Origin of the sequence: Streptomyces ferrugineus (genome assembly GCF_015160855.1) — a bacterium.
Classification (GTDB): Bacteria; Actinomycetota; Actinomycetes; order Streptomycetales; family Streptomycetaceae; genus Streptomyces; species Streptomyces ferrugineus.
In genome coordinates, this window is record NZ_CP063373.1 from 7,413,236 (window position 1) to 7,437,635 (window position 24,400).

The 24,400-nt window shown below is 69.2% G+C and carries 16 protein-coding genes; 4 read left to right on the top strand and 12 right to left on the bottom strand.

Going from position 1 to position 24,400, the window contains the following annotated elements:
- Nucleotides 1–91 precede the first annotated feature (91 nt).
- A complete protein-coding gene (locus IM697_RS33150; RefSeq protein WP_194039776.1) occupies nt 92–985 on the top strand; it encodes an NAD(P)-dependent oxidoreductase in 894 nt (297 codons plus the stop codon).
- Between the two features lie 53 nt (nt 986–1,038).
- Nucleotides 1,039–1,410 (top strand): PIN domain-containing protein, encoded by a 372-nt coding sequence (locus IM697_RS33155; RefSeq protein ID WP_194039777.1) that lies wholly within the window; start codon nt 1,039–1,041, stop codon nt 1,408–1,410.
- Nucleotides 1,411–1,741: 331 nt separating this feature from the next.
- Here the strand turns inward: IM697_RS33155 and IM697_RS33160 are convergent, their stop codons facing one another.
- From IM697_RS33160 to ngcE, 9 genes are all read right to left on the bottom strand, one after another.
- Nucleotides 1,742–3,265 carry an amino acid permease gene (locus IM697_RS33160; protein ID WP_194039778.1) on the bottom strand — a complete coding sequence of 508 codons (1,524 nt, stop codon included), beginning with the start codon at nt 3,263–3,265 and terminating at the stop codon, nt 1,742–1,744.
- Nucleotides 3,266–3,409: 144 nt separating this feature from the next.
- Nucleotides 3,410–5,374 carry a 1-deoxy-D-xylulose-5-phosphate synthase gene (dxs, locus tag IM697_RS33165; RefSeq protein ID WP_194039779.1) on the bottom strand — a complete coding sequence of 655 codons (1,965 nt, stop codon included), beginning with the start codon at nt 5,372–5,374 and terminating at the stop codon, nt 3,410–3,412.
- A gap of 192 nt (nt 5,375–5,566) precedes the next feature.
- Nucleotides 5,567–6,868, bottom strand: coding sequence for a sugar ABC transporter permease (locus IM697_RS33170; RefSeq protein WP_194039780.1), 1,302 nt, complete (start codon nt 6,866–6,868; stop codon nt 5,567–5,569).
- Nucleotides 6,865–7,656: an ATP-binding cassette domain-containing protein gene (locus tag IM697_RS33175; protein WP_194039781.1), complete on the bottom strand. Its 792-nt coding sequence runs from the start codon at nt 7,654–7,656 to the stop codon at nt 6,865–6,867. Before IM697_RS33175 ends, IM697_RS33170 begins: the two co-directional genes overlap by 4 nt.
- Nucleotides 7,657–7,863: 207 nt before the next feature.
- Nucleotides 7,864–8,964: a substrate-binding domain-containing protein gene (locus IM697_RS33180; RefSeq protein ID WP_194049985.1), complete on the bottom strand. Its 1,101-nt coding sequence runs from the start codon at nt 8,962–8,964 to the stop codon at nt 7,864–7,866.
- A 133-nt stretch (nt 8,965–9,097) separates the two neighbouring features.
- Nucleotides 9,098–10,309 carry an ROK family transcriptional regulator gene (locus tag IM697_RS33185; protein ID WP_194049986.1) on the bottom strand — a complete coding sequence of 404 codons (1,212 nt, stop codon included), beginning with the start codon at nt 10,307–10,309 and terminating at the stop codon, nt 9,098–9,100.
- Nucleotides 10,310–10,527: 218 nt separating this feature from the next.
- A complete protein-coding gene (locus IM697_RS33190; RefSeq protein WP_194039782.1) occupies nt 10,528–11,451 on the bottom strand; it encodes a carbohydrate ABC transporter permease in 924 nt (307 codons plus the stop codon).
- A gap of 3 nt (nt 11,452–11,454) precedes the next feature.
- On the bottom strand, nt 11,455–12,381 hold the full coding sequence (locus IM697_RS33195) for a carbohydrate ABC transporter permease (RefSeq protein ID WP_194039783.1): 927 nt from the start codon (nt 12,379–12,381) through the stop codon (nt 11,455–11,457).
- A 58-nt stretch (nt 12,382–12,439) separates the two neighbouring features.
- Nucleotides 12,440–13,903 (bottom strand): N-acetylglucosamine/diacetylchitobiose ABC transporter substrate-binding protein, encoded by a 1,464-nt coding sequence (gene ngcE / locus IM697_RS33200; RefSeq protein WP_194039784.1) that lies wholly within the window; start codon nt 13,901–13,903, stop codon nt 12,440–12,442.
- A 414-nt stretch (nt 13,904–14,317) separates the two neighbouring features.
- Here ngcE and IM697_RS33205 point away from each other — a divergent pair, with 414 nt between their 5' ends.
- The gene (locus IM697_RS33205) at nt 14,318–18,067 is read left to right on the top strand and encodes a GH92 family glycosyl hydrolase (protein ID WP_194049987.1); all 3,750 of its coding nucleotides are present in this window, start codon (nt 14,318–14,320) and stop codon (nt 18,065–18,067) included.
- A 20-nt stretch (nt 18,068–18,087) separates the two neighbouring features.
- Nucleotides 18,088–20,034: an alpha-glucuronidase gene (locus IM697_RS33210; protein WP_194039785.1), complete on the top strand. Its 1,947-nt coding sequence runs from the start codon at nt 18,088–18,090 to the stop codon at nt 20,032–20,034.
- Here the strand turns inward: IM697_RS33210 and IM697_RS33215 are convergent.
- The 3 genes from IM697_RS33215 to IM697_RS33225 are packed head-to-tail and all read right to left on the bottom strand — an operon-like array spanning nt 20,028 to nt 24,387.
- The gene (locus tag IM697_RS33215) at nt 20,028–22,052 is read right to left on the bottom strand and encodes a beta-galactosidase (protein ID WP_194039786.1); all 2,025 of its coding nucleotides are present in this window, start codon (nt 22,050–22,052) and stop codon (nt 20,028–20,030) included. The genes IM697_RS33210 and IM697_RS33215 overlap by 7 nt on opposite strands.
- A complete protein-coding gene (locus tag IM697_RS33220; RefSeq protein ID WP_194039787.1) occupies nt 22,049–22,735 on the bottom strand; it encodes a hypothetical protein in 687 nt (228 codons plus the stop codon). Before IM697_RS33220 ends, IM697_RS33215 begins: the two co-directional genes overlap by 4 nt.
- Nucleotides 22,732–24,387, bottom strand: a complete 1,656-nt coding sequence (locus tag IM697_RS33225) for an ABC transporter substrate-binding protein (RefSeq protein WP_194039788.1) — start codon at nt 24,385–24,387, stop codon at nt 22,732–22,734. The genes IM697_RS33220 and IM697_RS33225 overlap by 4 nt, the downstream gene beginning before the upstream one ends.
- Between the last annotated feature and the right edge of the window lie 13 nt (nt 24,388–24,400).

Genomic DNA, 24,400 nt, shown 5'->3' on the forward strand with positions numbered 1-24,400 from the left:
CTCTATTCGGGGGCGCTTCCCCCGGGCGCCCCGGCCCCGGGCAAGCTGGATCACAGCAGCAACGTCCGCACGAGAACAGGGAGTCGACCTCATGTCCGACAAGCTCACCGTGAGCGTCCTGGGCACCGGCATCATGGGCGCCGCGATGGCCCGCAACCTGGTCAGGTCCGGACACACCGTCCGCGTCTGGAACCGCACCCGGGCCAAGGCCGAGCCCCTGGCCGCCGACGGGGCGTCCGTCGTCGCGACCCCCGCCGAGGCGGTCGAGGGCGCCGACGTCGTCCTGACCATGCTGTACGACGGCCCCGCGACGCTGGACGTCATGCGTGAGGCGGCGCCCGGGCTGCGCTCCGGTGCCGTGTGGATGCAGTCGACGACGGCCGGCGTCGACTTCATCGCCGACCTGGCCGCCTTCGCCCGCGACCACGGCCTGGTCTTCTACGACGCCCCGGTGCTCGGCACCCGCCAGCCCGCCGAGGCCGGTCAGCTCACCGTGCTGGCGGCGGGGCCGGTCGAAGGGCGCGGGACGGTGACTCCCGTGTTCGACGCCGTCGGCGCCCGTACGGTGTGGACCGGCGAGGACGGCGGGGCGGGCACCGCGACCCGGCTGAAGCTGGTCGCCAACAGCTGGGTGCTCGCGGTGACCAACGCGGCCGGGGAGGTGCTGGCGCTGTCCAAGGCCCTCGACGTCGATCCGGGGCGGTTCTTCGAGGTGATCGACGGCGGCCCGCTCGACATGGGGTATCTGCGGGCCAAGACCGGGCTGGTGCTGAACGGCGGGCTGTCGCCGGCCGCGTTCGCGGTGACCACGGCCGCGAAGGACGCGCGGCTCATCGTGGCGGCGGGACGGCGGCACGGCGCCCGTCTGGACGTGGCCGAGGCGAGCGCTGAGCGCTTCGAGCGGGCGGCCGCGCAGGGGCACGGGGACGAGGACATGGCGGCGGCGTACTTCGCCAGCTTCGAGGAGGGGAAGTCCGGGGAGTGAACCGGGTGCACCGCAGGACTCTCGCTCCCTGAACGCCGTGCGACCCTTGCCCCATGAACGATGACGTCCCCCTGCTCGTGATCGTCGACGCCGCGAACGTCGTCGGGTCGGTGCCCGACGGGTGGTGGCGCGACCGGCGGGGGGCCGCCGAGCGGCTGCGGGACCGGCTGGCGACGGACGGGGTGCCGGGGCGTGCCGGGCCGGTGGAGATCGTGCTCGTGGTGGAGGGCGCCGCCCGGGGTGTCGAGACGGTGCCGGGGGTGCGGGTGGAGTCCGCCGCCGGCAGCGGCGACGACCACATGGTCGAGCTCGTCGCGCGGGCCGGTGGTCGGCCCTGTCTGGTGGTGACGGCGGATCGGGAACTGCGCGGGCGGGTCACGGAGCTGGGCGCACAGGTGGCGGGGCCGCGCACGGTACGGCCGTGAGGCTGTGTGCCAGGGGTGTTGAAAGCCCCTGCGGTCCCCGCGCCCGCCGCGGCAGCGGCTGTAGTCACAGCCGCTGCGTGCCGGGCACCGCGGGTGCCGTGCGCGAAACTCAAAACACCCCCAGGCACCCGGCGAGCACTACCGCTCGCCCCGTCGCGGCCGCCTCATGACCTCGCCCACCGTCGTCTCCTCATGCCGCGCGAGACGGCTGTGGAAGCGGCTGTAGAAGAGATACACGAGGAAGCCCGCGCCGTGCGGTGCCCGCGCCCGCCGTGGCAGCGGCTGTTGTCACAGCCGGAAACTCAAAACACCCCCAGGCACCCGGCGAGCACTACCGCTCGCCCCGTCGCGGCCGCCTCATGACCTCGCCCACCGTCGTCTCCTCATGCCGCGCGAGACGGCTGTGGAAGCGGCTGTAGAAGAAGTACACGAGGAAGCCCGCCGCCATCCAGATGGCGAAGCGGACCCAGGTCTCGGTGGGCAGGTTGATCATCAGCCACAGCGAGGCGCACACCGACAGGACCGGGATGACCGGCACCCACGGGGTGCGGAAGGCCCGGTGCAGGTCGGGGCGGGTCCTGCGCAGGATGATCACGCCGATGGCCACGACCACGAAGGCGAACAGGGTGCCGATGTTCACCAGGGCGGCGAGTTCGGTGAGCGGGGTGAAGCCGGCGAGGACCGCGATGACCACACCGAGCAGGATGGTCGGCCGGTGCGGGGTCCTGAACCTCGGGTGGACGCGGGAGAAGAAGCGGGGCAGCAGTCCGTCGCGGCTCATCGCGAAGAAGACGCGGGTCTGGCCGAGGAGCAGGATCATGCAGACCGTCGTCAGGCCGACCGCGGCGCCGAAGCTGATGAAGCCCGCGAACCAGGGATGCCCGGTCGCCTTGAAGGCGTCGGCGAGCGGGGCGTCGACGGACAGGTCGGTGTAGTGCTGCATGCCCGTGACGACGATCGACACGGCGACGTACAGCGTGGTGCAGATCAGGAGCGAGCCGAGGATGCCGCGGGGCATGTCGCGCTGCGGGTTCCTGGTCTCCTCGGCGGCGGTGGCCACCACGTCGAAGCCGATGAAGGCGAAGAACACGACCGAGGCGGCGGTGAAGATGCCCATCACGCCGTAGTTGGACGGGGCCCAGCCGAACATCAGCTGGATCAGCGGGGCCTGGAGGCTGCTGCCGGCCTCCACCGTCTGCGTCTCGGGGACGAACGGGTCGTAGTTGTCGCCGTCGATGAAGAAGGCGCCCGCGACGATCACGGTCAACACGACGATCACCTTGATGGCGACGACCAGGGACGTGATCCGCGCCGACAGCTTCATGCCGACCACGAGGATGCAGGTGAGGACGAGGACGAGCGCGGCGGCGAGGATGTCGAAGCCGAATTCGCCGGTCCCCTCTCTGCTGCCGAGGCCCGCGGGCATCTCCCAGCCCGCGTTGTCCATGAGCGACTGGATGTAGCCCGACCAGCCGACGGCCACCACCGCCGTGCCCAGCGCGAACTCCAGGACCAGGTCCCAGCCGATGATCCAGGCGGGCAGTTCGCCGAGCGAGGCGTAGGAGAAGGTGTACGCGGACCCGGCGACCGGGACGGTGGACGCGAACTCGGCATAGCAGAGGGCGGCCAGCGCGCAGGCGACACCGGCCGTGACGAACGCCAGGGCCACCGCGGGTCCGGCGTTGTTCTTGGCGACGGTGCCGGTGAGCACGAAGATTCCGGTGCCGATGATGACACCGACGCCGAAGACGGTCAGATCCAGCGCGGACAAGGACTTCTTGAGCGCGTGCTCCGGCTCCTCGGTATCGAGGATGGACTGCTCGACTCTCTTCGTGCGGAAGAGTGTGCTGCTCACGGTCGTACCTCCCACGCTTGTCGTCCTCGACATGATCGAGAGGGGGGCGTGGTACGCATGCCCCGACGCGGGCGGATACACACGGATGGGCCGGTTTCACCACCCTTGGCGATGGTGAAACCGGCCCGTGCTTCCCGGGTTCGCTCAGTCGCGCGCGGGCTCCACCGAGTCGACCTCGGCCGCCGTACCGCCGATGGGGGTCCCCCCGCTCGAGCGAAGCCGAGAGTGGGGGAGGCCGTCCAGCTTGGAGACGAGGCCGGTGACCTGGCGGGCGATGTCGGGGGCGGTGAGGCCGATCTCGGCCATGACCTCGGCGCGCGAGGCGTGGTCGAGGAAGCGCGGCGGGATGCCGAAGTCCCGCAGCGGGACGTCGACGCCCGCGTCGCGCAGCGCCTGGGCGATGGCGGAACCGACGCCGCCGACACGGGAGTTGTCCTCGACGGTGACGACCACGCGGTGGCGCTCGGCGAGCGGGGCCATGGCCTCGTCGACGGGCTTGACCCAGCGCGGGTCGACGACGGTGGTGGAGATGCCCTGCTTGTCGAGCAGGCCGGCGATCTCCAGGCACATCGGCGCCAGGGCGCCCACGGAGACCAGCAGCACGTCCGGGGTGTCGGTGCCCGGCTCGCGCAGTACGTCCATGCCGCCGACGCGTCCCACGGCCGGTACGGCGGGGCCGACGGCGCCCTTGGAGAAGCGGACGACGGTGGGCGCGTCCTTGACCTCGACGGCCTCGCGGAGCTGCGCGCGCACCTGGTCGGCGTCGCGCGGGGCGGCGAGCCTGAGGCCGGGGACGACCTGGAGGATCGACATGTCCCACATGCCGTTGTGCGAGGCGCCGTCGGTGCCGGTGACGCCGGCGCGGTCGAGCACGAAGGTGACCCCGCACTTGTGCAGGGCGACGTCCATGAGGACCTGGTCGAAGGCGCGGTTGAGGAAGGTGGCGTAGACGGCGAAGACGGGGTGCACTCCGCCGTGGGCGAGGCCCGCCGCGGACACGGCACCGTGCTGCTCGGCGATGCCGACGTCGTAGATCCGGTCCGGGAAGGCGTCGGCGAACTTCTTCAGGCCGACCGGCTGCAGCATGGCCGCGGTGATCGCCACGACGTCCTCGCGCTCCTTGCCGAGCCGCACCATCTCGTCGCCGAAGACGGAGGTCCAGTCGGCGCCCGAGGCCTTGATCGGCAGGCCCGTGTCGGGGTGGATGGGGCCGATGCCGTGGAAGCGGTCGGCCTCGTCCTGGAGGGCGGGCTGGTAGCCGCGGCCCTTCTCGGTGAGGCAGTGCACGATGACCGGGCCGCCGAAGCGCTTGGCGCGCGCGAGCGCCGACTCCAGGGCCTCGATGTCGTGTCCGTCGATCGGGCCGACGTACTTCAGCCCGAGGTCCTCGAACATGCCCTGCGGCGCGATGAAGTCCTTGAGGCCCTTCTTGGCCCCGTGCAGGGTCTCGTAGAGCGGCTTTCCGACGACCGGTGTGCGGTCGAGGATCTCCTTGGTGCGGGTGAGGAAGCGCTCGTAGCCGTCGGTCGTGCGCAGCGTCGCGAGGTGGTTGGCGAGGCCGCCGATGGTGGGTGAGTACGACCGCTCGTTGTCGTTGACGACGATGACCAGCGGGCGGTCCTTGGCCTCGGCGATGTTGTTGAGCGCCTCCCAGGCCATGCCGCCGGTCAGGGCGCCGTCACCGATGACCGCCACGACATGGTCGTCGCGTTTGCGCAGCTGGTTCGCCTTGGCGAGGCCGTCGGCCCAGCCGAGGACGGTCGAGGCGTGCGAGTTCTCGATGACGTCGTGCTCGGACTCGGCCTGCGAGGGGTAGCCGGACAGGCCGCCCTTCATCTTCAGCCGCGAGAAGTCCTGCCGGCCGGTGAGCAGCTTGTGCACGTAGGACTGGTGACCGGTGTCCCACAGCACCTTGTCCTTCGGCGAGTCGAAGACCCGGTGCAGGGCGATGGTCAGCTCCACCACACCGAGGTTGGGGCCGAGGTGGCCGCCGGTCTTGGACACCGCGTCGACGAGGAAGGTGCGGATCTCCTCTGCCAGCTGGTCCAGCTGCTCAGGGCTGAGCCGGTCCAGATCGCGCGGTCCCGTGATGCGGGTCAGCAGCGGCACCCGTGCCTCCTTGCAGTAGAGCTGATCGAGCTGTTACCGGGCTTGTCGAGTCTAATGTTCCGCGTGCGCGGCCGATGCCCGGGCGGTGCGTGATGCGTCACGCGATCGGCTGTACCCAAGATGTGGCGTTCCTACGACACAGCTGTTGCCCGGTACCGCCATGGGTACCGGGCAACAGCTCTGTGTGACGCGTTACGCGCGACCGGCGGTCCGCTGCGTCCGCCGGGTGACCGCGTCGATGACGACGGTCGTCAGCAGAACACCGCCGGTGATCATGTACTGGACGGGGGAGGCGATGCCCTCCAGGGCCAGGCCGTACTGGATCGAGACGATCACGAGGACACCGAGCAGGGCGTTCCACGTGCGGCCCCGGCCGCCGAAGAGCGAGGTTCCGCCGATCACGGCCGCGGCGATGACGTTCATCAGGAACTCACCGGTCCCCGCGCCCTGGTTGGCGGAGGCGATCTTCGAGGCGACGAAGAGGCCGCCGATCGCGGCGAAGGTGCCGGCGATCGCGAAGACCGAGATCCGGATCAGCTCCACGTTGATACCGGCACGGCGGGAGGCCTCGACGCTGCCGCCGAGCGCGAAGACCTTACGGCCGTAGGCGGTGCGGCGCAGCACGAAGTCCGTGATCAGCAGGACCGCGAGGAAGAGCACCACGGCCAGCGGCAGACCCTTGTACTGGTTGTAGACGATGGCCACGGCGAACGTCAGGACGGCGAGCAGCCCGGTCCGCACGATGATCTCGCTCAGTGGACGGGACGGCACACCGGCGGCTTCGCGGCGGCGGTTCTCGAGGAAGGCGGCGAGGAAGTACCCGGCGGTCGCGACGATCGCCAGGCCGTAGGCGGCGGCCACGTCGGTGAAGTAGTAGCTGGTGAGGTTGGCGACCAGACCGTCGGAGTCGAGGTTGATGGTGCCGTTGCTGCCCAGGATCTGGAGCATGAAGCCCTGCCAGAACAGCAGACCGGCCAGCGTCACGGCGAAGGCGGGGACGCCGACCCTCGCGAAGAAGAAGCCGTGGATCGCGCCGGCGGCCGTGCCGGTGAGGATGGCCAGCACGAAGGCGAGCCACTCGGTCATGCCGTGGGTGACGCTCAGCACCGCGAAGGTGGCGCCCGCGACGCCGGAGACCGAGCCGACCGACAGATCGATCTCGCCGAGCAGCAGCACGAACACGATGCCGACGGCGATCATGCCCGTGCCGACCATGGCGACGGAGATGTCGGACAGGTTGCCCGCGGTGAGGAAGTTGGAGTTCAGGCTCTGGAAGATGATCCAGATGATCGCCAGACCGATGACGACCGGGACGGAACCCAGGTCACCCGCCTTCAGCTTCCGCTTGAACTCGGTGACGTAGCCCGCGAGGCCCTGTTCGCGCACCAGCAGCCGGGGGTCGACGGCGACGTCGGCGCCGGGCGCCGCCTCGGGGTTCTCCACGACGTGGTCTTCGGGAGCCCCCGAAGTCGCCGTGGTCTTTTCGATGCTCACTTCTGGCCCTCCCCATTGCTGCGCGCCGCACGACGGGTCACGGCGTTGTCCGTGGCGCCGGTGATGGCGGAGATGATCTCTTCCTGCGAGGTCGACTTGACCTCGAAGACGCCGTTGTTGCGCCCGAGGCGCAGGACGGCGACCTTGTCGGCCACCGCCTTGACATCGGCCATGTTGTGGCTGATGAGGATCACGGCGTGGCCGCGCTCGCGCAGCCGCTCCACCAGGTCGAGGACCTGGGCGGTCTGCTCGACTCCGAGGGCGGCGGTGGGCTCGTCGAGGATGACCAGCTTGGGCTCGCCCAGCATGGAGCGGGCGATGGCCACGGTCTGGCGCTGACCGCCGGAGAGCGACGCGATCGGGATACGGACGCTGGGGATGCGGATCGACAGCGTGTCCAGCAGCTCGCGGGAGCGGCGCTCCATCTCGACCTCGTCCAGGACTCCGCGCTTGCGGACCTCCCGGCCCAGGTAGAGGTTGCCGACGACGTCGATGTTGTCGCACAGCGCGAGGTCCTGGTAGACGGTCGCGATGCCCAGGTTCTGGGCGTCGTGCGGCCTGTTGATCGTTACGGCCTTGCCGTCCCACTCGATGACGCCCTCATCGATGGGGTGTACGCCGGCGATTGTCTTGACCAGCGTGGACTTTCCGGCGCCGTTGTCGCCGACCAGGGCGACCACCTCACCGGCGTGGACCTCAAGCTCTACGTCGGTGAGCGCCTGAACGGCACCGAAGCGCTTGGAGACCCCGCGCAACGCCAGCACGGGCGTAGCGGACACGTGAACCATCTCCTTCGCCGCCTGACCCGGCGGGAGGTTGTGCAGAAAGATTGCTGGGCGGGTGGGCGGGAGCTACCCGCGGGAACGTTCCGTCCGGCGCCCCGCGGCGAGCTTGCGGGGCTGGTGTGCGCGGGGGCCGGACGGAGCCTTGAGCGCTGAGTCCCGGGCCGGACTTCGGGGGCGAATCCCCTGGTCCGGCCAGGCACTTGCGGCTGTTTACTCGAGGCCGATCTTCTCGCAGGCCGCCTTGTACTTGGCGGTGCAGATCTCGTTCACCGTGTAGACGCCGTCCTTGATGACGGTGTCCTTGATGTTGTCCTTGGTCAGCGAGGTGACGTCGACCAGGACCGACGGGATGCCCTGGTTCGTCGGGCTGTCGACCTTGTCCTTGGCGATGGAGTCGAGCGACTTGCCCTGGGCGAGCGCGACGGCCATCTCGGCGGCGGCGTCGGCCTCGGGGGCGTACGGCTTGTAGACGCTCATGTACTGCTCCCCGGTGACGATGCGCTGCACACCGGCGAGTTCGGCGTCCTGACCGGTCACCGGAACGTCCGCGATCCCGGCGGCCTTGAGGGCGGTGATGATGCCACCGGCCATGCCGTCATTGGCGGAGTAGACGCCGATGATCTTGTCCTTGCCGATCGCGGAGATCGCGCCCTCCATGTTGGCGTTGGCGTTCTCCGGCTTCCACTCCTTGGTGTCGTACTCCTTGCCGACGTTCACCTTGCCGTCGAGGACGGAGTGCGCGCCCTCCTTGAACTGGGCGGCGTTCGGGTCGGTGGAGGAGCCGTTCATCATGACGATCTGGCCGTCCTTGGCCTTGTCGCCAAGGGCCTTGAGGAGGGCCTCGCCCTGGGTCTTGCCGACCGTCACGTTGTCGAACGAGGTGTAGGCGTCGATCGGGCCCTGCGCGAGGCGGTCGTAGGCGACGACCGGGATGCCCGCGTCCTTGGCCTTCTGCACCGAGGACTTGATGGCCGCGGAGTCCACCGCGTCCAGGATGATCACGTCGACCTTGTTGGTGATCATCGACTCGACCTGCTGGGCCTGCTGACTGGCGTCCTGCTTGGCGTTGGCGTAGACGACCTCGCCCTTGCCGTTCGTCAGCTCACCGATCTTCTTCTCGATGAGCGGCCGGTCGAACTTCTCGTAGCGAGCCGTCTGGTTCTCCGGGAGCAGGAGACCGACCTTGATGTCGTCACCCTTGGCCGCGGAGGCGGTCGAGTCGTTGTCGCCGCCCGCTTCCTCGGCGCTGCCACAGGCAGCCAGCGAGATGGCCATCGCACCAGCGGCAACGGCAACGGCGGCACGACGCATGCGCGTGTTCACTTCAGAAACCTCCCTGACGAGGCCGCGTCGTTGCGGCCGAGGTGGCTGGAAGTCAACTCGGCCGCACGTGCGACGTCAAGAAGTAAATCCTTAACGGGTTGGCAACGGTGCCATACGTTCTCTAAGTGAAGGCAGGCGCGGCGACCGAAAGAGGGCTGGCGACACTTCCGTCCAAAAGCGCCGAATCCCCCATCTCGCTGAGTGCGAGCGCAAGGGCTCCGAGCACCTCGGCGCGGCCGCCAAGTGCCCCGGGGAGAACGGACAGTTGGCGCGCGGCGCTGGGGATGGCGTAGCGGCCGACGGACTCCCGGATGGGCCCGAGGACCAGTTCGCCGGCCTCGGCGAGATCACCGCCCAGCACCACGCGGCTGGGGTTCAGGAGGTTGCAGAGATTGGCGACTCCGCTGCCGATGTGACGGCCCACGTCGGCGATCACCCGACGGCAGCCCGGGTCTCCGTCCCTGGCCAGCCGTACGACGCCCTCCATGGTCAGATCGGTGCCATGGCTGGACTGGAGCAGCGGGAGCACATAGCGCGCGGCCGCGAAGGTCTCCAGGCAGCCCCGGTTTCCGCAGCGGCAGACCGGGCCGGATTCATCAAGGGTGATATGCCCGATTTCACCTGCCGTGCCGCCGGGGCCCCGGTAGATCTTGCCGTTGATCACCAGACCGGCGCCGACACCGCTGGCGACCTTGATGTACGCCAGGTCCCGCACGCCCCGCCCGCTGCCCCAGACCAGCTCGCCCAGGGCGCCCAGGTTGGCGTCGTTGTCCACGTGCACGGGCACGCCGAGCCGGCCGCGCAGCTCCTCGGCGGGCTTGGTGCCGGTCCAGCCCGGCAGGATGGCGGTGGAGCCGAGGGTGCCGGACTCGACGTCGATCGGGCCGGGCACGCCGAGGCCGACCCCGGCGATCTTGGAGCGGTCGACGCCGGTGGCCGCGATCAGCCGGTTGACCAGCTGTTCCGCGCGGTCGAACCCCTGGGTCGAGGAGGCGTCCACGTCCAGCGGCTCGGACTCCTCGGCCAGCACCTGATGGGCCAGGTTCCCGACCGCGACACGTAGATGGGTATGGCCGAAGTCGACCCCTATGACGATGCCGGCGTCCCCGCTGAGCGAGACGCTGCGGGCCCGGCGGCCGCCCGCCGATGTGGGCGTGACCTCGACCGTTCCGCCGTCCTTGAGTTCACGGACGATATTGGAGACCGTCGCCGCGGACAGACCGGTGGTCCTCGCGATCTCCGCCTGGGTGAGGGATCCGGCCAGCCGTACGGCCCGCACGACCCGCTCCAGGTTGGCTCGGTGCAGCGACGACTGCGACCCCGGAGTCTCCACGACGACCTCCTGCGCGCGGGGCCGCTTCGGTGAGGCCCCGTTCGTGTCCAACTAGTGAACTCTAAGCTGAGCCGTTCGGGTTGCCTCCCGTCAAGAGGTTGAACCGGATCCGGGTTTGTGCACACACATGTACACGCCGCTCCCGGGGCCGGGAACGGCGTGCACTCGATCGGTTCCGGAGCGCTACCCGCCGCTTGGGTTCAGGACGCCGCCTCGGTCTATTTCAGCGCCCCCGCGGTCAGCCCCGCCACCACCTGGCGCTGGAAGACGATGTAGGCCGCCAGCACCGGCAGCATGGCCATCACCAGGCCGGCGAAGAGCCCGGACCAGTCCCCCTTGTAGCCCTGGCTGACGGCCAGTTGCACCAGGCCCTGGGTGAGCACCCGCTTCTCGGGGTCGGTGTTGAGGACCGTGGGCAGCATGTACTGGTTCCACTGGCCCAGGAAGTTGAAGATGCCGACGCTGACCAGGCCCGGCTTGGCCATCGGGAGCATGATCTGGAAGAACGTACGGCTGTGCGAGGCGCCGTCCACGAAGGCCGCCTCGGCCACCGAGGTCGGCAGGGTGCGGAAGAACGCCGTGAGGAAGAACACCGTGAACGGCAGCGAGTACGCGATGTAGACCAGGATCAGCCCGTGGATCGTGTTCAGCAGCCCCATGTTGTTCACGACGTAGAACAGCGGGACCAGCGCGAGCATGATCGGGAAGCTCATGCCGCCGATGAACAGGTAGTAGATGAAGCGGTTGCCCGGGAAGTCGAAGCGGGCGAGCACATAGGCCGCCATCGAGCCGAGCACCAGGGTGCCGATGAGCGAACCCCCCACCACCAGGACGGTGTTGAGGAAGTAGTCGCTCATGTTGGCCTCGGTCCACGCCCGGGCCCAGTTCGAGAAGTGCAGTTTGTCCGGCAGCGACCAGGGCGAGCCGAAGATGGACGCGTCGTCCTTGAAGGACGTCATCACCGCCCACAGCAGCGGCATGACGACCATGAACGCCCAGATGATCAGAATGCCGTGGGAGAAGACGTTGAGGGTGGTGCCCTCCTTCTTCTTCCCGCCCGGCTTCTTGGCCGATACGTCGATCTTGGTGACGGGCGTACCGGACTCGGCCGGTACGGGAGCGGTGGTCTCGGTCGTCTTCATCTGTCAGAACTCCAGCCGCTCGCGCCGCCCCAGCCGCATCACGACGGCGGCGAAGGCCAGCGTCACGATGAGCAGGGCCACGCCGATCGTGGTGGCGTAGGCGGCCTGCCCGTCTCGGAACGCCTTCTGGTACACGTACAGGACCATGACCGTGGTCGAGTAGTCGGGGCCGCCGGGTCCGGTCGTCATGATGTGTACGACCGCGAACGACTCGGCGCCGAGGGCGAGGATGCCCATATAGACCCAGCCGGACTGCACGGTGTCCCACAGCAGCGGCAGGGTGACCCGGAAGAAGGTGGTGGCACGGCCGGCGCCGTCGAGCAGCGCGGCCTCGTACAGATCGGCCGGAATGGAGGCCATACCGGCCGAGAACAGGACCACGAAGAAGCCGACCGTGGACCAGACGATCACCGCCATCACGGCCCACAGGGCGAGGTTCGGGTCGCCCAGCCACAGCGGCTGGATGCTGTCGAGCCCCACGCCGCGCAGGATCGAGTTGATCGCGCCGCTGTCCGGGTTGTACGCGAAGGCGAACAGCAGCGCGACGATCGCGATCGACAGCACCTGCGGGAAGAAGTAGACGATCTTGTAGAACGAGGACCCGCGGACACCGCTGATCGCCGGGCCGCCCTTCCGGCGCCGCCCGCCCACATTGATCATGAAGGCGAGGAACAGCGCGAAACTGAGGGTCACCAGCGGCAGCAACAACGCGAACAGCAGGCTGTGCTGCAACGACTTCCAGAAGATGTCGTCGTCGAGCATTCTCTCGTAGTTGTCGAAGCCGACCATCTTGAATTCGGGGCTGAGCCCGGTCCAGTCCGTGAACGAGTAGTAGATGGACTGGATGAACGGCCAGACGACGAAGAGCCCGTACAGGCCCAGGGGCACCGCGAGGAACCCCACGATGAACCGGTACTTGCCGTGCTGCATTGCTATCGACCCCGATCTGCGCGCGGGTGCAGCCGCTGGTGACGGATCCTCACGGGACCTACTGGTGCTTGTAGTGCTTGATCGACGTGTCCTTCGCCGCCTCGTCGGCGAAGGCCTGGATCTTCTTGATGGCCTCGGCCGGGGTGAGGCGTCCGGCCATCATCTCGCCGAGACCGGAGACACCGATCTTCTCCTTCTGCAGCTGCACGTACCAGTCCTGGAGCCGCGGGTTCACCACGTTCTGGCCCGCCTTCTCCAGCGCCGCGACGCCGGACTGCAGACCCGGGGTCAGGGTGATGCCGTCCGTGCCGCCGTTGTACGCGGTCAGCGACTTGACCTTGCTGGTGAAGTTCTTGGAGCTCGCCTCGCTCAGCATGATGCGCAGCTGCTCCATGCCGCCGGCGGTGTTCCTCGCCTTGGCCGGGACGATGAAGGGCTCACCGCCGGAGGCCCAGATCGTGCCGAAGGGCAGCTTGTCGGAGGAGTCGATGCCGGTCGGCGCGGAGACGGCGAGGCCGAAGTCCTTCGGGATGACGTTGGCCGACTCGTTCTCCACCCAGGAGCCGTTCGGGATGAACAGCGCCTTGCCCTGGGCCCACGCGGTCTGCGACTGGATGTGGTCCAGGCCCGGGGTGCCCTTGAGGACGTAGCCCTTCTTGTAGAGCTCGTAGTAGGCGTCGAAGCAGGCCTTGACCGCCGGGTGCTTCCAGGCGTTCGGCTCCAGGTTGTCGATGGCGTCCAGAACCTCGACGCCGCCGACCTTGCCGATCATCGGGTAGAGCGAGAAGGGGAGGTAGTAGGGGTACTTGCCCGCGTACGTCCAGCCCGCCATGCCCTTCTTCTTGGCCTTCTCGCAGACCGCGAGCATCTGGTCCCAGGTCTCGGGGTACTGCTCGTCGAGCGAGTCCAGGGCCTTCTGCGAGTACCACACGCCGTACACCGTGTAGGCGTAGTACATGATCCAGACCTTCTCGCCGTCGAACTGGCCCATCTCCACGATGCCGGGGCGCAGCGTGTCGCGGACCTTCTTGTTCGGGTCGTCGTACGACGGGGCGTCCAGCAGGGGCGTGAGGTCGGCGAGCTGGTCCTTGCCGACCAGGACGCCCATGTCCATCTGCTCGGCGCCGGAGTTGTCGATGAGGTCCGGCGGGTTGCCCTGGTTGAAGCGGGGCTGCAGGGTGGACTGGATCTTCTGGGTGGCCGAGAACTTCACCTTCACCTCGGGGAAGTTCTTCTCGTAGATCTTCACGGCGTCCTCGGCGTACTCCTTGCCGAAGCCGCCGTCGAACAGCACGAACTCCATCTGCGCGGTGTCATTGACGCCGAGCGGGTTCTTCGCGGTCTTCTTGCCTTCCTTGGCCTTGTCCCCGTTGTCGCTCCCACCGCCGCTGGCACAGGCGGACAGGAAGCTCATGGTGGGGACGGAGATCAGGCCGAGCGCGGCGGACCGCTTGATCAGATCGCGGCGTCCGACGCGCGCGGAGCCGTTGGTCTCGGGGTTCTGGGCGGAAGTGGATCCCATGCTCAAGTCCTCGCCTTCTCCAGGACTCAGGCGGTGAACCGGATCCTCCCCGGCACCGCGATCGGGTCAAGCTGGGGTCGTGCAGGAAGTGCGGAATCATGTGAAGTGCCGACAGGTATAGTCCACTTCCCGTCAGCGGAGCAAGATCGAACGCAAGGTTGGCCGGTGGTCTTTTCCGAGTTGAGACCTCCCGGAAATATGAGTGGCCTGTGCGCGGCTTGCCCCAAAAATCCGCGACATAAGCCCCGAATGCCACAGCCAACACCCTTGACAATACTTGGCACTTGAGCCACAACTGGTCCTTGCGCAGCGAAGTTGACAACGTTGTCCCGTGCGCAGGGAGGGTACCCGTTGAAGCAGCAGAGAGCTCGGCACAGATGGGGTACGGCGGTCGTGTCGGCGGCCGCCTTTGCTTTGACCGTGGGTTCGCAGGGGGCGGCGGTGGCCCTGCCCGAGGCGCCCGCGACAGCCGACCGGGAGTTCGCCTCCTCCTTCGAGGCGGACGATCCGGCACCCGACTGGCTCAACACCGTCGACACCGCCCCGGACGGCACCAAACGCGCCTCGGGCGTCGACGGCGGCTACAGCACCGGCATCCCGGGCAATGTGACCGACCACGTCACGGACGTACGGGCGAGCGGGGAGAACACCGGCGGCGGCGAGGTGAAGGAGAACCTCGTCGACGGGGAGCCCAGCAGCAAATGGCTGGTCTTCGCCCCCACCGGGTGGGTGGAGTTCGACCTGGACAAGCCGGTGAAAATCGCCAAGTACGCCCTCACCTCGGCCAATGACTACGCCGAACGCGACCCCCAGGACTGGATCCTTCAGGGCTCCACGGACGGCAAGGACTGGAAGACGGTCGACACCCGATCGGGTGAGAGCTTCGCCGAACGGTTCCAGACCAGGACGTACGACCTCGCGGAACCGGCCGAGTACCAGCACTTCCGGCTGGAGATCACCGAGAACCACGGCGCCGCCGACATCCTCCAGCTCGCCGACGTCCAGTTCTCCACGGGCGGCAGCGACGGCCCGGTCCCACAGGACATGCTCTCCCTGGTCGACCGCGGCCCGAGCGGCTCGCCGACCGCCAAGGCGGGCGCCGGCTTCACCGGCAAGCGGGCGCTGCGCTACGCCGGCCGGCACACGGCGGACGGACGGGCGTACTCGTACAACAAGGTCTACGACGTGAACGTGGCCGTCGGCCGCGACACCCGGCTGTCCTACCGCGTCTTCCCGTCGATGGCCGACGGCGACCGCGACTACGACGCCACGAACGTCTCCGTCGACCTCGCCTTCACCGACGGCACCCACCTCAGCGACCTCGGCGCCACCGACCAGCACGGCTTCCCGCTGTCGCCGCGCGGGCAGGGCGCGGCCAAGGTGCTCTACGTCAACCAGTGGAACAACGTCGCCTCGCGCATCGGATCGGTCGCGGCCGGCAGGACGGTCGACCGGATCCTGGTGGCGTACGACTCCCCCAAGGGCCCGGCGAAGTTCCGCGGCTGGCTGGACGACATCGCGCTGAAGGCGGTGGCCCCCGAGAAGCCGAAGGCCCACCCGTCCGACTACGCGCTCACCACCCGCGGCACCCTCTCCAGCGGCGGCTTCTCACGCGGCAACAACTTCCCGGCGACCGCCGTGCCGCACGGCTTCAACTTCTGGACGCCGGTGACGAACGCGGGCTCGCTGACCTGGCTGTACGACTACGCCCGCGCCAACAACGACGACAACCTGCCGACGGTCCAGGCGTTCAGCGCCAGCCATGAGCCCAGCCCCTGGATGGGTGACCGGCAGACCTTCCAGATGATGCCGTCGGCCGCCGCCGGCACCCCGGACACCGGGCGGGAGGCCCGCGAGCTGGCCTTCCGGCACGAGAACGAGACGGCGCGGCCGTACTACTACGGGGTGCGGTTCGAGAACGGGCTGAAGGCGGAGATGGCGCCGACCGACCACGCGGCGGTGCTGCGCTTCACCTACCCGGGTGACGACGCGAGCGTCGTCTTCGACAACGTGACGGACCAGGCGGGGCTCACCCTCGACGAGGAGAACGGGATCGTCACCGGCTACTCGGACGTGAAGTCCGGGCTGTCGACGGGCGCGACCCGGCTGTTCGTGTACGGCGAGTTCGACAAGCCGGTGACCGAGGGCTCGTCCAGTGGGGTGAAGGGCTATCTGCGCTTCGACGCCGGAGCCGACCGGACGGTCACCCTGCGCCTGGCCACCTCGCTCATCAGCGTCGACCAGGCGAAGGACAACCTGCGCCAGGAGGTCGACGGCGCCTCCTTCGAGCGCGTGAAGTCACGCGCCCAGCACCAGTGGGACCGGCTGCTCGGCAAGGTCGAGGTTCAGGGCGCGACGCCGGACCAGCTGACCACGCTGTACTCCAGCCTGTACCGGCTGTACCTGTACCCCAACTCCGGCTTCGAGAAGGTCGGCGGGAAGTACCGGTACGCGTCGCCGTTCTCGCCGATGCCGAACCCCGACACCCCGACGCACACCGGGGCGAAGATCGTGGACGGCAAGGTGTACGTCAACAACGGCTTCTGGGACACCTACCGGACCACCTGGCCCGCGTACTCGCTCCTCACCCCGGGCCAGGCGGGCGAGATGGTCGACGGCTTCGTGCAGCAGTACAAGGACGGCGGCTGGACCTCCCGCTGGTCCTCCCCCGGCTACGCCGACCTGATGACCGGCACCTCCTCGGACGTCGCCTTCGCGGACGCCTACGTCAAGGGCGTCGACTTCGACGCGAAGTCGGCGTACGACGCGGCCGTGAAGAACGCGACCGTCGTGCCCCCGTCGTCCGGCGTCGGCCGCAAGGGCATGGCGACCTCGCCGTTCCTCGGCTACACCAGCACCGAGACGCACGAGGGCCTGTCGTGGGCGCTGGAGGGCTACCTCAACGACTACGGCATCGCGAAGATGGGCCGGGCCCTGTACAAGAAGACTGGCGACAAGCGCTACAAGGAGGAGTCGGAGTACTTCCTCGACCGCGCCCGGGACTATGTGAACCTGTTCGACGGGAAGGCCGGTTTCTTCCAGGGCCGGGACCAGAAGGGCGACTGGCGCGTCGAGTCCTCGAAGTACGACCCGCGCGTGTGGGGCTACGACTACACGGAGACCAACGGCTGGGGGTACGCCTTCACGGCACCCCAGGACAGCCGGGGCCTGGCCAACCTCTACGGCGGCCGGGACGGTCTGGCCGACAAGCTGGACGAGTACTTCGCCACCCCGGAGACGGCCTCGCCGGAGTTCAAGGGCTCCTACAACGGTGTCATCCACGAGATGACGGAGGCACGGGACGTCCGGATGGGCATGTACGGCCACTCCAACCAGGTCGCCCACCACGCGATCTACATGTACGACGCGGCCGGGCAGCCCTGGAAGGCGCAGAAAAACGTGCGCGAGGTGCTGTCGCGGCTGTACGTCGGCAGCGAGATCGGACAGGGCTACCACGGCGACGAGGACAACGGCGAGCAGTCGGCCTGGTTCCTGTTCTCCGCGCTGGGCTTCTATCCGCTGGTGATGGGCAGTGGCGAGTACGCCATCGGCTCACCCCTGTTCAATAAGGCGACGGTCCAGCTGGAGAACGGCCGCAAGCTGGTGGTGAAGGCGCCGAGGAACAGCGCCCGCAACGTGTACGTCCAGGGCCTGAGGGTCAACGGGGTGCCGTGGAAGTCGACCTCGCTGCCGCACTCGCTGATCGCGAAGGGCGGCGTCCTGGAGTTCGACATGGGCCCGCGGCCCTCGTCCTGGGGCACCGGCAAGAACGCGGCGCCCGTGTCCATCACCAAGGACGACAAGGTGCCGACGCCTCGGGCGGACGCGCTGAAGGGTGACGGAGCTGACGGGGCGCTGTTCGACGACACCTCGGCGACCCAGGCGAGCGTCACATCGGTGGACCTGCCGGTGTCCGAGGGCACCAGGGCCGTGCAGTACACCCTGACGTCGCCGTCCGACCGGACGAAGGCGCCGGCCGGCTGGAAGCTCCAGGGGTCGAAGGACGGCACCACGTGGCGCACCCTCGACGGACGCTCCGGGCAGTCCTTCGCATGGGACCGCCAGACACGGGCGTTCTCCGTGGGGTCGCCGGGTACGTACGCGAAGTACCGCCTGGTGCTCGACGGCGAGGCGGTGCTGTCGGAAGTCGAACTGCTCGCCTGAGCAACGGAGTTGGGGGTCTCATGCAGGGTGTCGATCCGGCCTGGCTGCCGGACGGGGCGTTCCGGCCGATCGGCACCCGGCGGACCCTGATCCGCGGCTCGGGTCCGCTGGTGGACACCGTGCACGGGGAAGTGGCGGATGCCTGCGCGCGGTTCGGGGGGAGCGTCTCGCGCGAGGGCTCCCCCGAACCGTACGACCTGGTGCTGGAGCTGACCGGCCCGGGTGACGGCGAGGCGTTCGCCTTCGAGCGCGGTGACGGCCGTACGACCGTCACCGCGTCCGGCGGGCCCGGGCTGCTGTACGGCCTCTTCCACGTCGTACGGCTCGGTGACACGGCGTTCCAGGGCTCGCACGACCGCGAGGAGCACCGGCCCGACGTGGCGCTGCGCATGCTCGACCACTGGGACAACGTGGCCGTGCATCCGGTCATGGGCCAGGTGGAGCGCGGATACGCCGGCGGCTCGCTGTTCTGGGAGGACGGACGGGCGCGCGGCGAGCTGCTGGGGCGGGTGCGGGCGTACGGGCGGCTGCTGGCGGCGTGCGGGATCAACGCCGTGGCCGTCAACAACGTCAATGTGCACGAGACCGAGGCCCGTCTGCTGACGGACCGGATCGGCGAGGTCGCCGCGATCGCGGCTGTGCTGCGGCCCTATGGCATCCGCACCCATCTGTCGGTCACCTTCGCGGCGCCGATGGTGCTCGGCGGGCTGTCCACGGCGGATCCGCTGGATGCGGGTGTGCGCGGGTGGTGGGCGCGGACGACCGCGCGAGTGTACGGGGCGATCCCGGACTTCGGCGGGTATGTGGTGAAGGCCGACTCGGAGGGGCAGCCGGGGCCCTTCGCGTACGGCCGCAGCCACGCGGACGGGGCGAACATGCTGGCCGCCGCACTGGGGCCGTACGGCGGCACGGTGCACTGGCGGGCCTTCGTCTACGACCACCGACAGGACTGGCGGGACCGGACGACGGACCGGGCGCGGGCCGCGTACGACCATTTCGTGCCGCTGGACGGGCAGTTCGCCGCCAACGCTGTGCTCCAGGTGAAGCACGGGCCGATGGACTTCCAGGTGCGGGAGCCTCTCTCGCCGCTGATCGGTGCGATGCCGCGCACTCGGCTCGCCGTGGAGCTGCAGGCCACCCAGGAGTACACCGGGCAGCAGCGGCATGTGTGCTGGCTCGGGCCCATGTGGAGTGAGGTGCTGCGGTTCCGGCCGGAGGAGTCGGCCGCGGTCGGGGAGTTGGCGCGCGGTGGGCTGGTGGCCGTGTCCAACGTCGGTGACGATCCGTTCTGGACCGGCCATCCGCTGGCCCAGGCGAACCTGTACACCTTCGGGCGGCTGGCCTGGGAGCCCGGCGCGGATCCGGGCCGGATCCTGGACGAGTGGATCGCCCTCACCTTCGGACCGCGTCCGGCGGCGGAGCTGCACGCGGTGCTCGACGGTTCGTGGCGGACGTACGAGAAGTACACGGCGCCGCTCGGGGTGGGCTGGATGGTGCAGCCCGGCCACCACTACGGGCCGAGCGTGGACGGGTACGAGTACAGCCCCTGGGGCACCTACCACTTCGCCGACCGCGACGGCGTCGGCGTCGACCGCAGCGTGGCGACCGGCACCGGGTACGCGGGGCAGTACGCCGAGCAGTGGGCCGAGGTGTACGAGTCACCGGACACCTGCCCGGACGAGGTGCTGCTGTTCTTCCACCATGTGTCGTACAACCATGTGCTCCGGAGCGGGAAGACGGTGATCCAGCACATATACGACACACACTTCGAAGGCGTGGCGGAGGTGGAGCGGGCCCGCGAGGTGTGGGCCTCGCTGGCGGGGCTGATGGACCCGGCGCGCCACGCGCGGGTCGCGGAGCGGTACGAGGAGCAGCTCCGCAGTGCCCGCGAGTGGCGCGATCAGATCAACAGCTACTTCCTGCGCAAGTCAGGTGTGGGCGACGCACATGGGCGCCGCATCTACTGAACCCGCAGGATCGCTGTGCCGAGTGGGTCGAGAGTCAGTGGCCCGCCTTTCTCGACCCGCTTGCCGGTCAGCAGGTCGGTGGCGGCGGTGTGGGCGGTCAGACGGGCCGGTTCGGGGGCGTGGTTGAGGAGGAAGAGCAGGCGGGTGCCGTCGGGGGCGACGCGCGTCGCCGTCTCGACGGTCGGCTGGTCGGAGTACGGGCCGAGCAGGTCGTGGCGGGCCAGGATCCGGCGGACGACCCGGTCGACGCCGGGCTGGTCCAGGGCGGTGGCGACGTACCAGCCCTCGCCCCCGCTCGCACCGAGGCGGTTGTGGGTCACGGCCGGGGTGCCGGCGTAGAAGTCGGCGCCGTACGTGCCGACCGGCTCGGCGCCGCGCGGCAGGACGATCTCGAAGACCAGGCGGGCCTCGCAGGTCAGCTCTCCCAACTGGACCGGCTGCACGACGTCGGCAGGCCGCGCGTCCCATTCGTCCACGCGGACGCCCATGAGAGGGGCGAGCGGGCCGGGGACGTCGGTGAGGAAGGCGCGGTCGTGTTCGTCGACGCGCCCCGAGAGGAAGGTCGTCAGAACGGTGCCGCCGCGTGCGGCGACGGCCTCCAGGCGGGTGGCCAGGTCGCCCTTGACCATGTGCAGGACCGGCGCGAGGACCACGTCGTACCCCGTGAGGTCGGCCGTGACCGGCACGACGTCCACGTCCACGCCGGCCTCGCGGGCGGCCCGGTAGTAGGCGTGGACCATCTCCTGGTACTTCACCAGCCGGGAGGGCCCGTCGGAGGTCTCCAGGGCCCACCAGCTGTCCCAGTCGAAGAGGAGCGCGGTGCGCGCGGGGGTACGAGCGCCGAGCGTCACGTCGCCGAGCGCCTCCAACTCCCGCCCCAGCCCCGCCACTTCACGGAACACGCGGGTGTCGTCACGGCCCGCGTGGCCGATGACCGCGCCGTGGTACTTCTCGCAGGCGCCGCGCGAGGCGCGCAGCTGGAAGTAGAGGGCGGCGTCCGCGCCGTGGGCGATGGCCTGGAAGGTGGCCAGGCGGAGTTCCCCGGGGCGGCGCAGCGGGTTGACGTCACGGCAGGCCGTCGTGGACGGGGTCTGCTCCATCAGCCAGAAGGGGGCGCCGTCCTTGAGGCCGCGCATCAGGTCGTGGGCGAGGGCGGGCCAGGTGGGCGGGGCGTCGAGGGGCGGGTAGCTGTCCCAGGAGGCGAAGTCGAGGTGCGGCGCCCAGCGGTGGTAGTCGAGGGGGCGAAACATGCCCATGAAGTTGGTGGTGACGGGCGTGTCCTGGTCATGGGCGCGGATCACCTCCTTCTCGGCGAGGAAGCAGCCGAGCAGCGCGTCGGTGGTGAACCGGAGGTAGTCGAGGGTGATGCCCTGGAACGCGGTGTGGTCGGGGCCCCGCCAGTGCTCGGTGAGGGCGTTCGGGGGCTCGATCTCGCCGAAGTCGGTGTAGCGGTGGGACCAGAAGGTGGTCCACCAGGCGTCGTTGAGGGCGTCGAGGGTGCCGTACCTGTCCTTCAGCCACTCCCGGAAGGCCCCGGCGCACAGGTCGCAGTAGCACGCCCCGCCGTACTCGTTGTTGACGTGCCAGGCGAGCAGCGCCGGGTGGGCCGCGTAGCGTTCGGCGAGGCGGGCCGCGAGCGCCGTGGCGTGGTCACGGTACGCCGGTGAGCTGGGGCAGAAGTTGTGGCGCTGGCCGTAGCGGTGGCGGCGGCCCTCGAAGTCCGTTCGGTTGACCTCGGGGTGCCTCCTGGCCAGCCAGGGCGGGAGGGCCGCGGTGCCGGTGGCCAGGCAGACCCGGCGGTTCTCGGCGGCCGCACGGTCCAGGATGCGGTCGAGGACCGTGAAGTCGTAGGTGTCGGGCGCGGGTTGGGTGAGGGACCAGGAGAAGACGCCGACCGTGAGGGTGTCGATGCCGGCCCGCGTGAACAGACGGTGGTCGTCGTCCCAGACCTGCTCCGGCCACTGCTCGGGGTTGTAGTCGCCGCCGTACGGGATCCTCGGGGTGCGCGGCGCGCTCATGCCGTGAAGTCCTCCTCGGTCTCGGCGATCACCGGGCGGCTGCTGTGCAGCAGGGACAGCAGCAGCGGGGCGGCCAGCAGGGCGGGCAGGGCCTCGGTCAGCAGGGCGGTCGACGCGGCCACCAGCACCAGCAGGGAGGCGGCGCCGAGGGTGGCGCGGGCGTGCCGGAAGAGGAAGTACCCGGCGAGACGGGCGGTGTCGCGGGCGCGGAAGGCGAACAGGGAGGTGAGGACCAGCGCGTGCGCGCCCCACAGCAGGGAGCCGGCCCCGATCGCGCCGAGCAGCACCGCCCACCAGCCGGGCAGGCCGGTGGCGGAGAAGTGGGTCAAGGTGAACGCGATGACCGTCAGCCAGGCGAGCAGCGGCGCCCAGAGCTTCAGCGCGGGGAGGGCGTTGAGCCGCCAGCCGCGGGCGTAGGCGCGGGCCGGGTGCAGATCGGTGAGATCGGCGGTGCGGTGGTGCAGGGCGTAGAGGGCGGCGGACAGGGCCGGGCCGAGCGGCAGCAGGCATACGGCGGCCAGGGGCAGGTTGGCCGGGTCGGGGCCGAGCAGGAGCAGGCCGGCGAGTCCGGGCGCGGCGGCCAGGAGCAGCAGGGCCTCGACGGTGACCAGGGTGTGGATCAGGGCGGCGGCGCGGGAGAGGACTCCGGTGCCGAAGTCGGCCGTGCGGACGCCGCCGCTCACCCGTTCTCCTTCTCGAAGCGTTCGTACGCCTTGTTGTGCAGGTCGACGAGCCGGTCCATGTTCTTGGACTTGAGTTCGGTGACGTAGGCGTCCCACTCGGACATCGGGCGCTTGCCGAGGACGAACTTGAGGGTGTTCTGGGTGACGTGGTCCCTGAGCGGCGTCTCCCACAGGGATGCCTGTTCCTGCTCGAAGGACTGCAGCGGGTGGGCCGGGGCGATGGGCGTCTGTTCGCGCCGGGACATGACGTCCTGGAACTTCTTCTCGTCGGGGCTGAACATGGAGGAGACGAGTTCCCAGCTGCCGCCGTAGGCGAAGACGCCGTTGTAGAAGCCGTAGTCCTTCTGCATGTCCTTCGGGGCGTCCGGGTCGGACCCCATGAGGCTGATGCCGGGCTTCGGCTGGTACTGGCCAGCGGAGCGGGTGTAGGTGACGCCCTCGACGCCCCACCGCGCGAACCGCTGGCCCTCGTCCGAGTACCACAGCCAGTCCACGAACTGCATCGTCGCGACGAAGCTGTCGCTCTTGAGCGCCTTGCTGGAGATCATGACGCCGTTCTCCAGCCGGACGCCGCCCAGCACCACGGGACCGGCGGGTCCCAGCGGCACCGGAGTCATCTCGATCTTCGCGCCCTTGACCTGCTTCTCGAGGTTGAAGCGGTAGTTCTGCACCAGTTCCTGCGGGTTGGCGCTGATCGCGAAGGACTTCTCGCCGAGCAGCTTCTGCACTGCCTCGTCGTCGGTCTGGGTGAAGCTCTCCGGGTCCACCAGCTTCTCGGCGACCAGCTTCCGCACGAACTCGATCATCTGCCGGTAGGCGTCCCTGGTTCCGGTGAAGACGAACTTCCGCGCGTTGGCGTCCCAGTCGACGGTGTTGTACGTCCATCCGGCCCGGACCCCGTACGCCTGGCCGAGGTAGCTGAAGAGGGCGGCGGCCGGGTAGGGCGTGTTCTTGCTCCAGCGGTCGGAGAACGGGTAGCGGTCCGGGTACTCCGCCTTGATCGCCTTGAAGACCTCGTACACCTCGTCCCAGGTGGTGGGCAGGCTCAGTCCGAGCCGGTCGAGGACGTCCGTGCGCAGCGCCAGCGAGTAGCCGGACCTGGGCTTCTCGTGCAGGCCGGGCAGCAGATAGAACCTGCCGTCGGACTGCCGGATGGAGTCGATCTCCGGCTCCAGTCTCCAGCGCTTGACCTTGTCCCGGAAGTTGGGCATCAGGTGCACGTAGTCGCTGACCGGGAGGATCGCGCCCGACGACACGAACGCGACCTCCGAGGGGTGGTACGTCTTGGGGATCAGGAACGGGGCGTCGCCCGAGCCGATCAGGACGCTGCGCTTCTTCTCGTAGTCGACCAGGGGGACGCCGACCGGCTCGAAGGTGACGCCGGTGCGCTTGGTGAGCTCCTTCCAGAACAGCCAGCCGTTCTTCATCGGGTAGACCGGGTTGTCGTTGTGCAGGACCGACAGGGACAGCGGCTCGGCCGCCTTGAACTGCTGGCCGACGCGGTACTCCTTCATGGCGCCGTTCCGCTTCTTCGACAGGTCCTTGGAGTCCCCGCCGTCGTCGCCGCTGCCGCAGCCGGTGAGGGTGGCGAGGCCGATGAAGCCGGCGGCGGCGAGGATCTGACGCCGCGACAGCTGTCCTGCGTTCTTCACGGTTTCTCCCTTG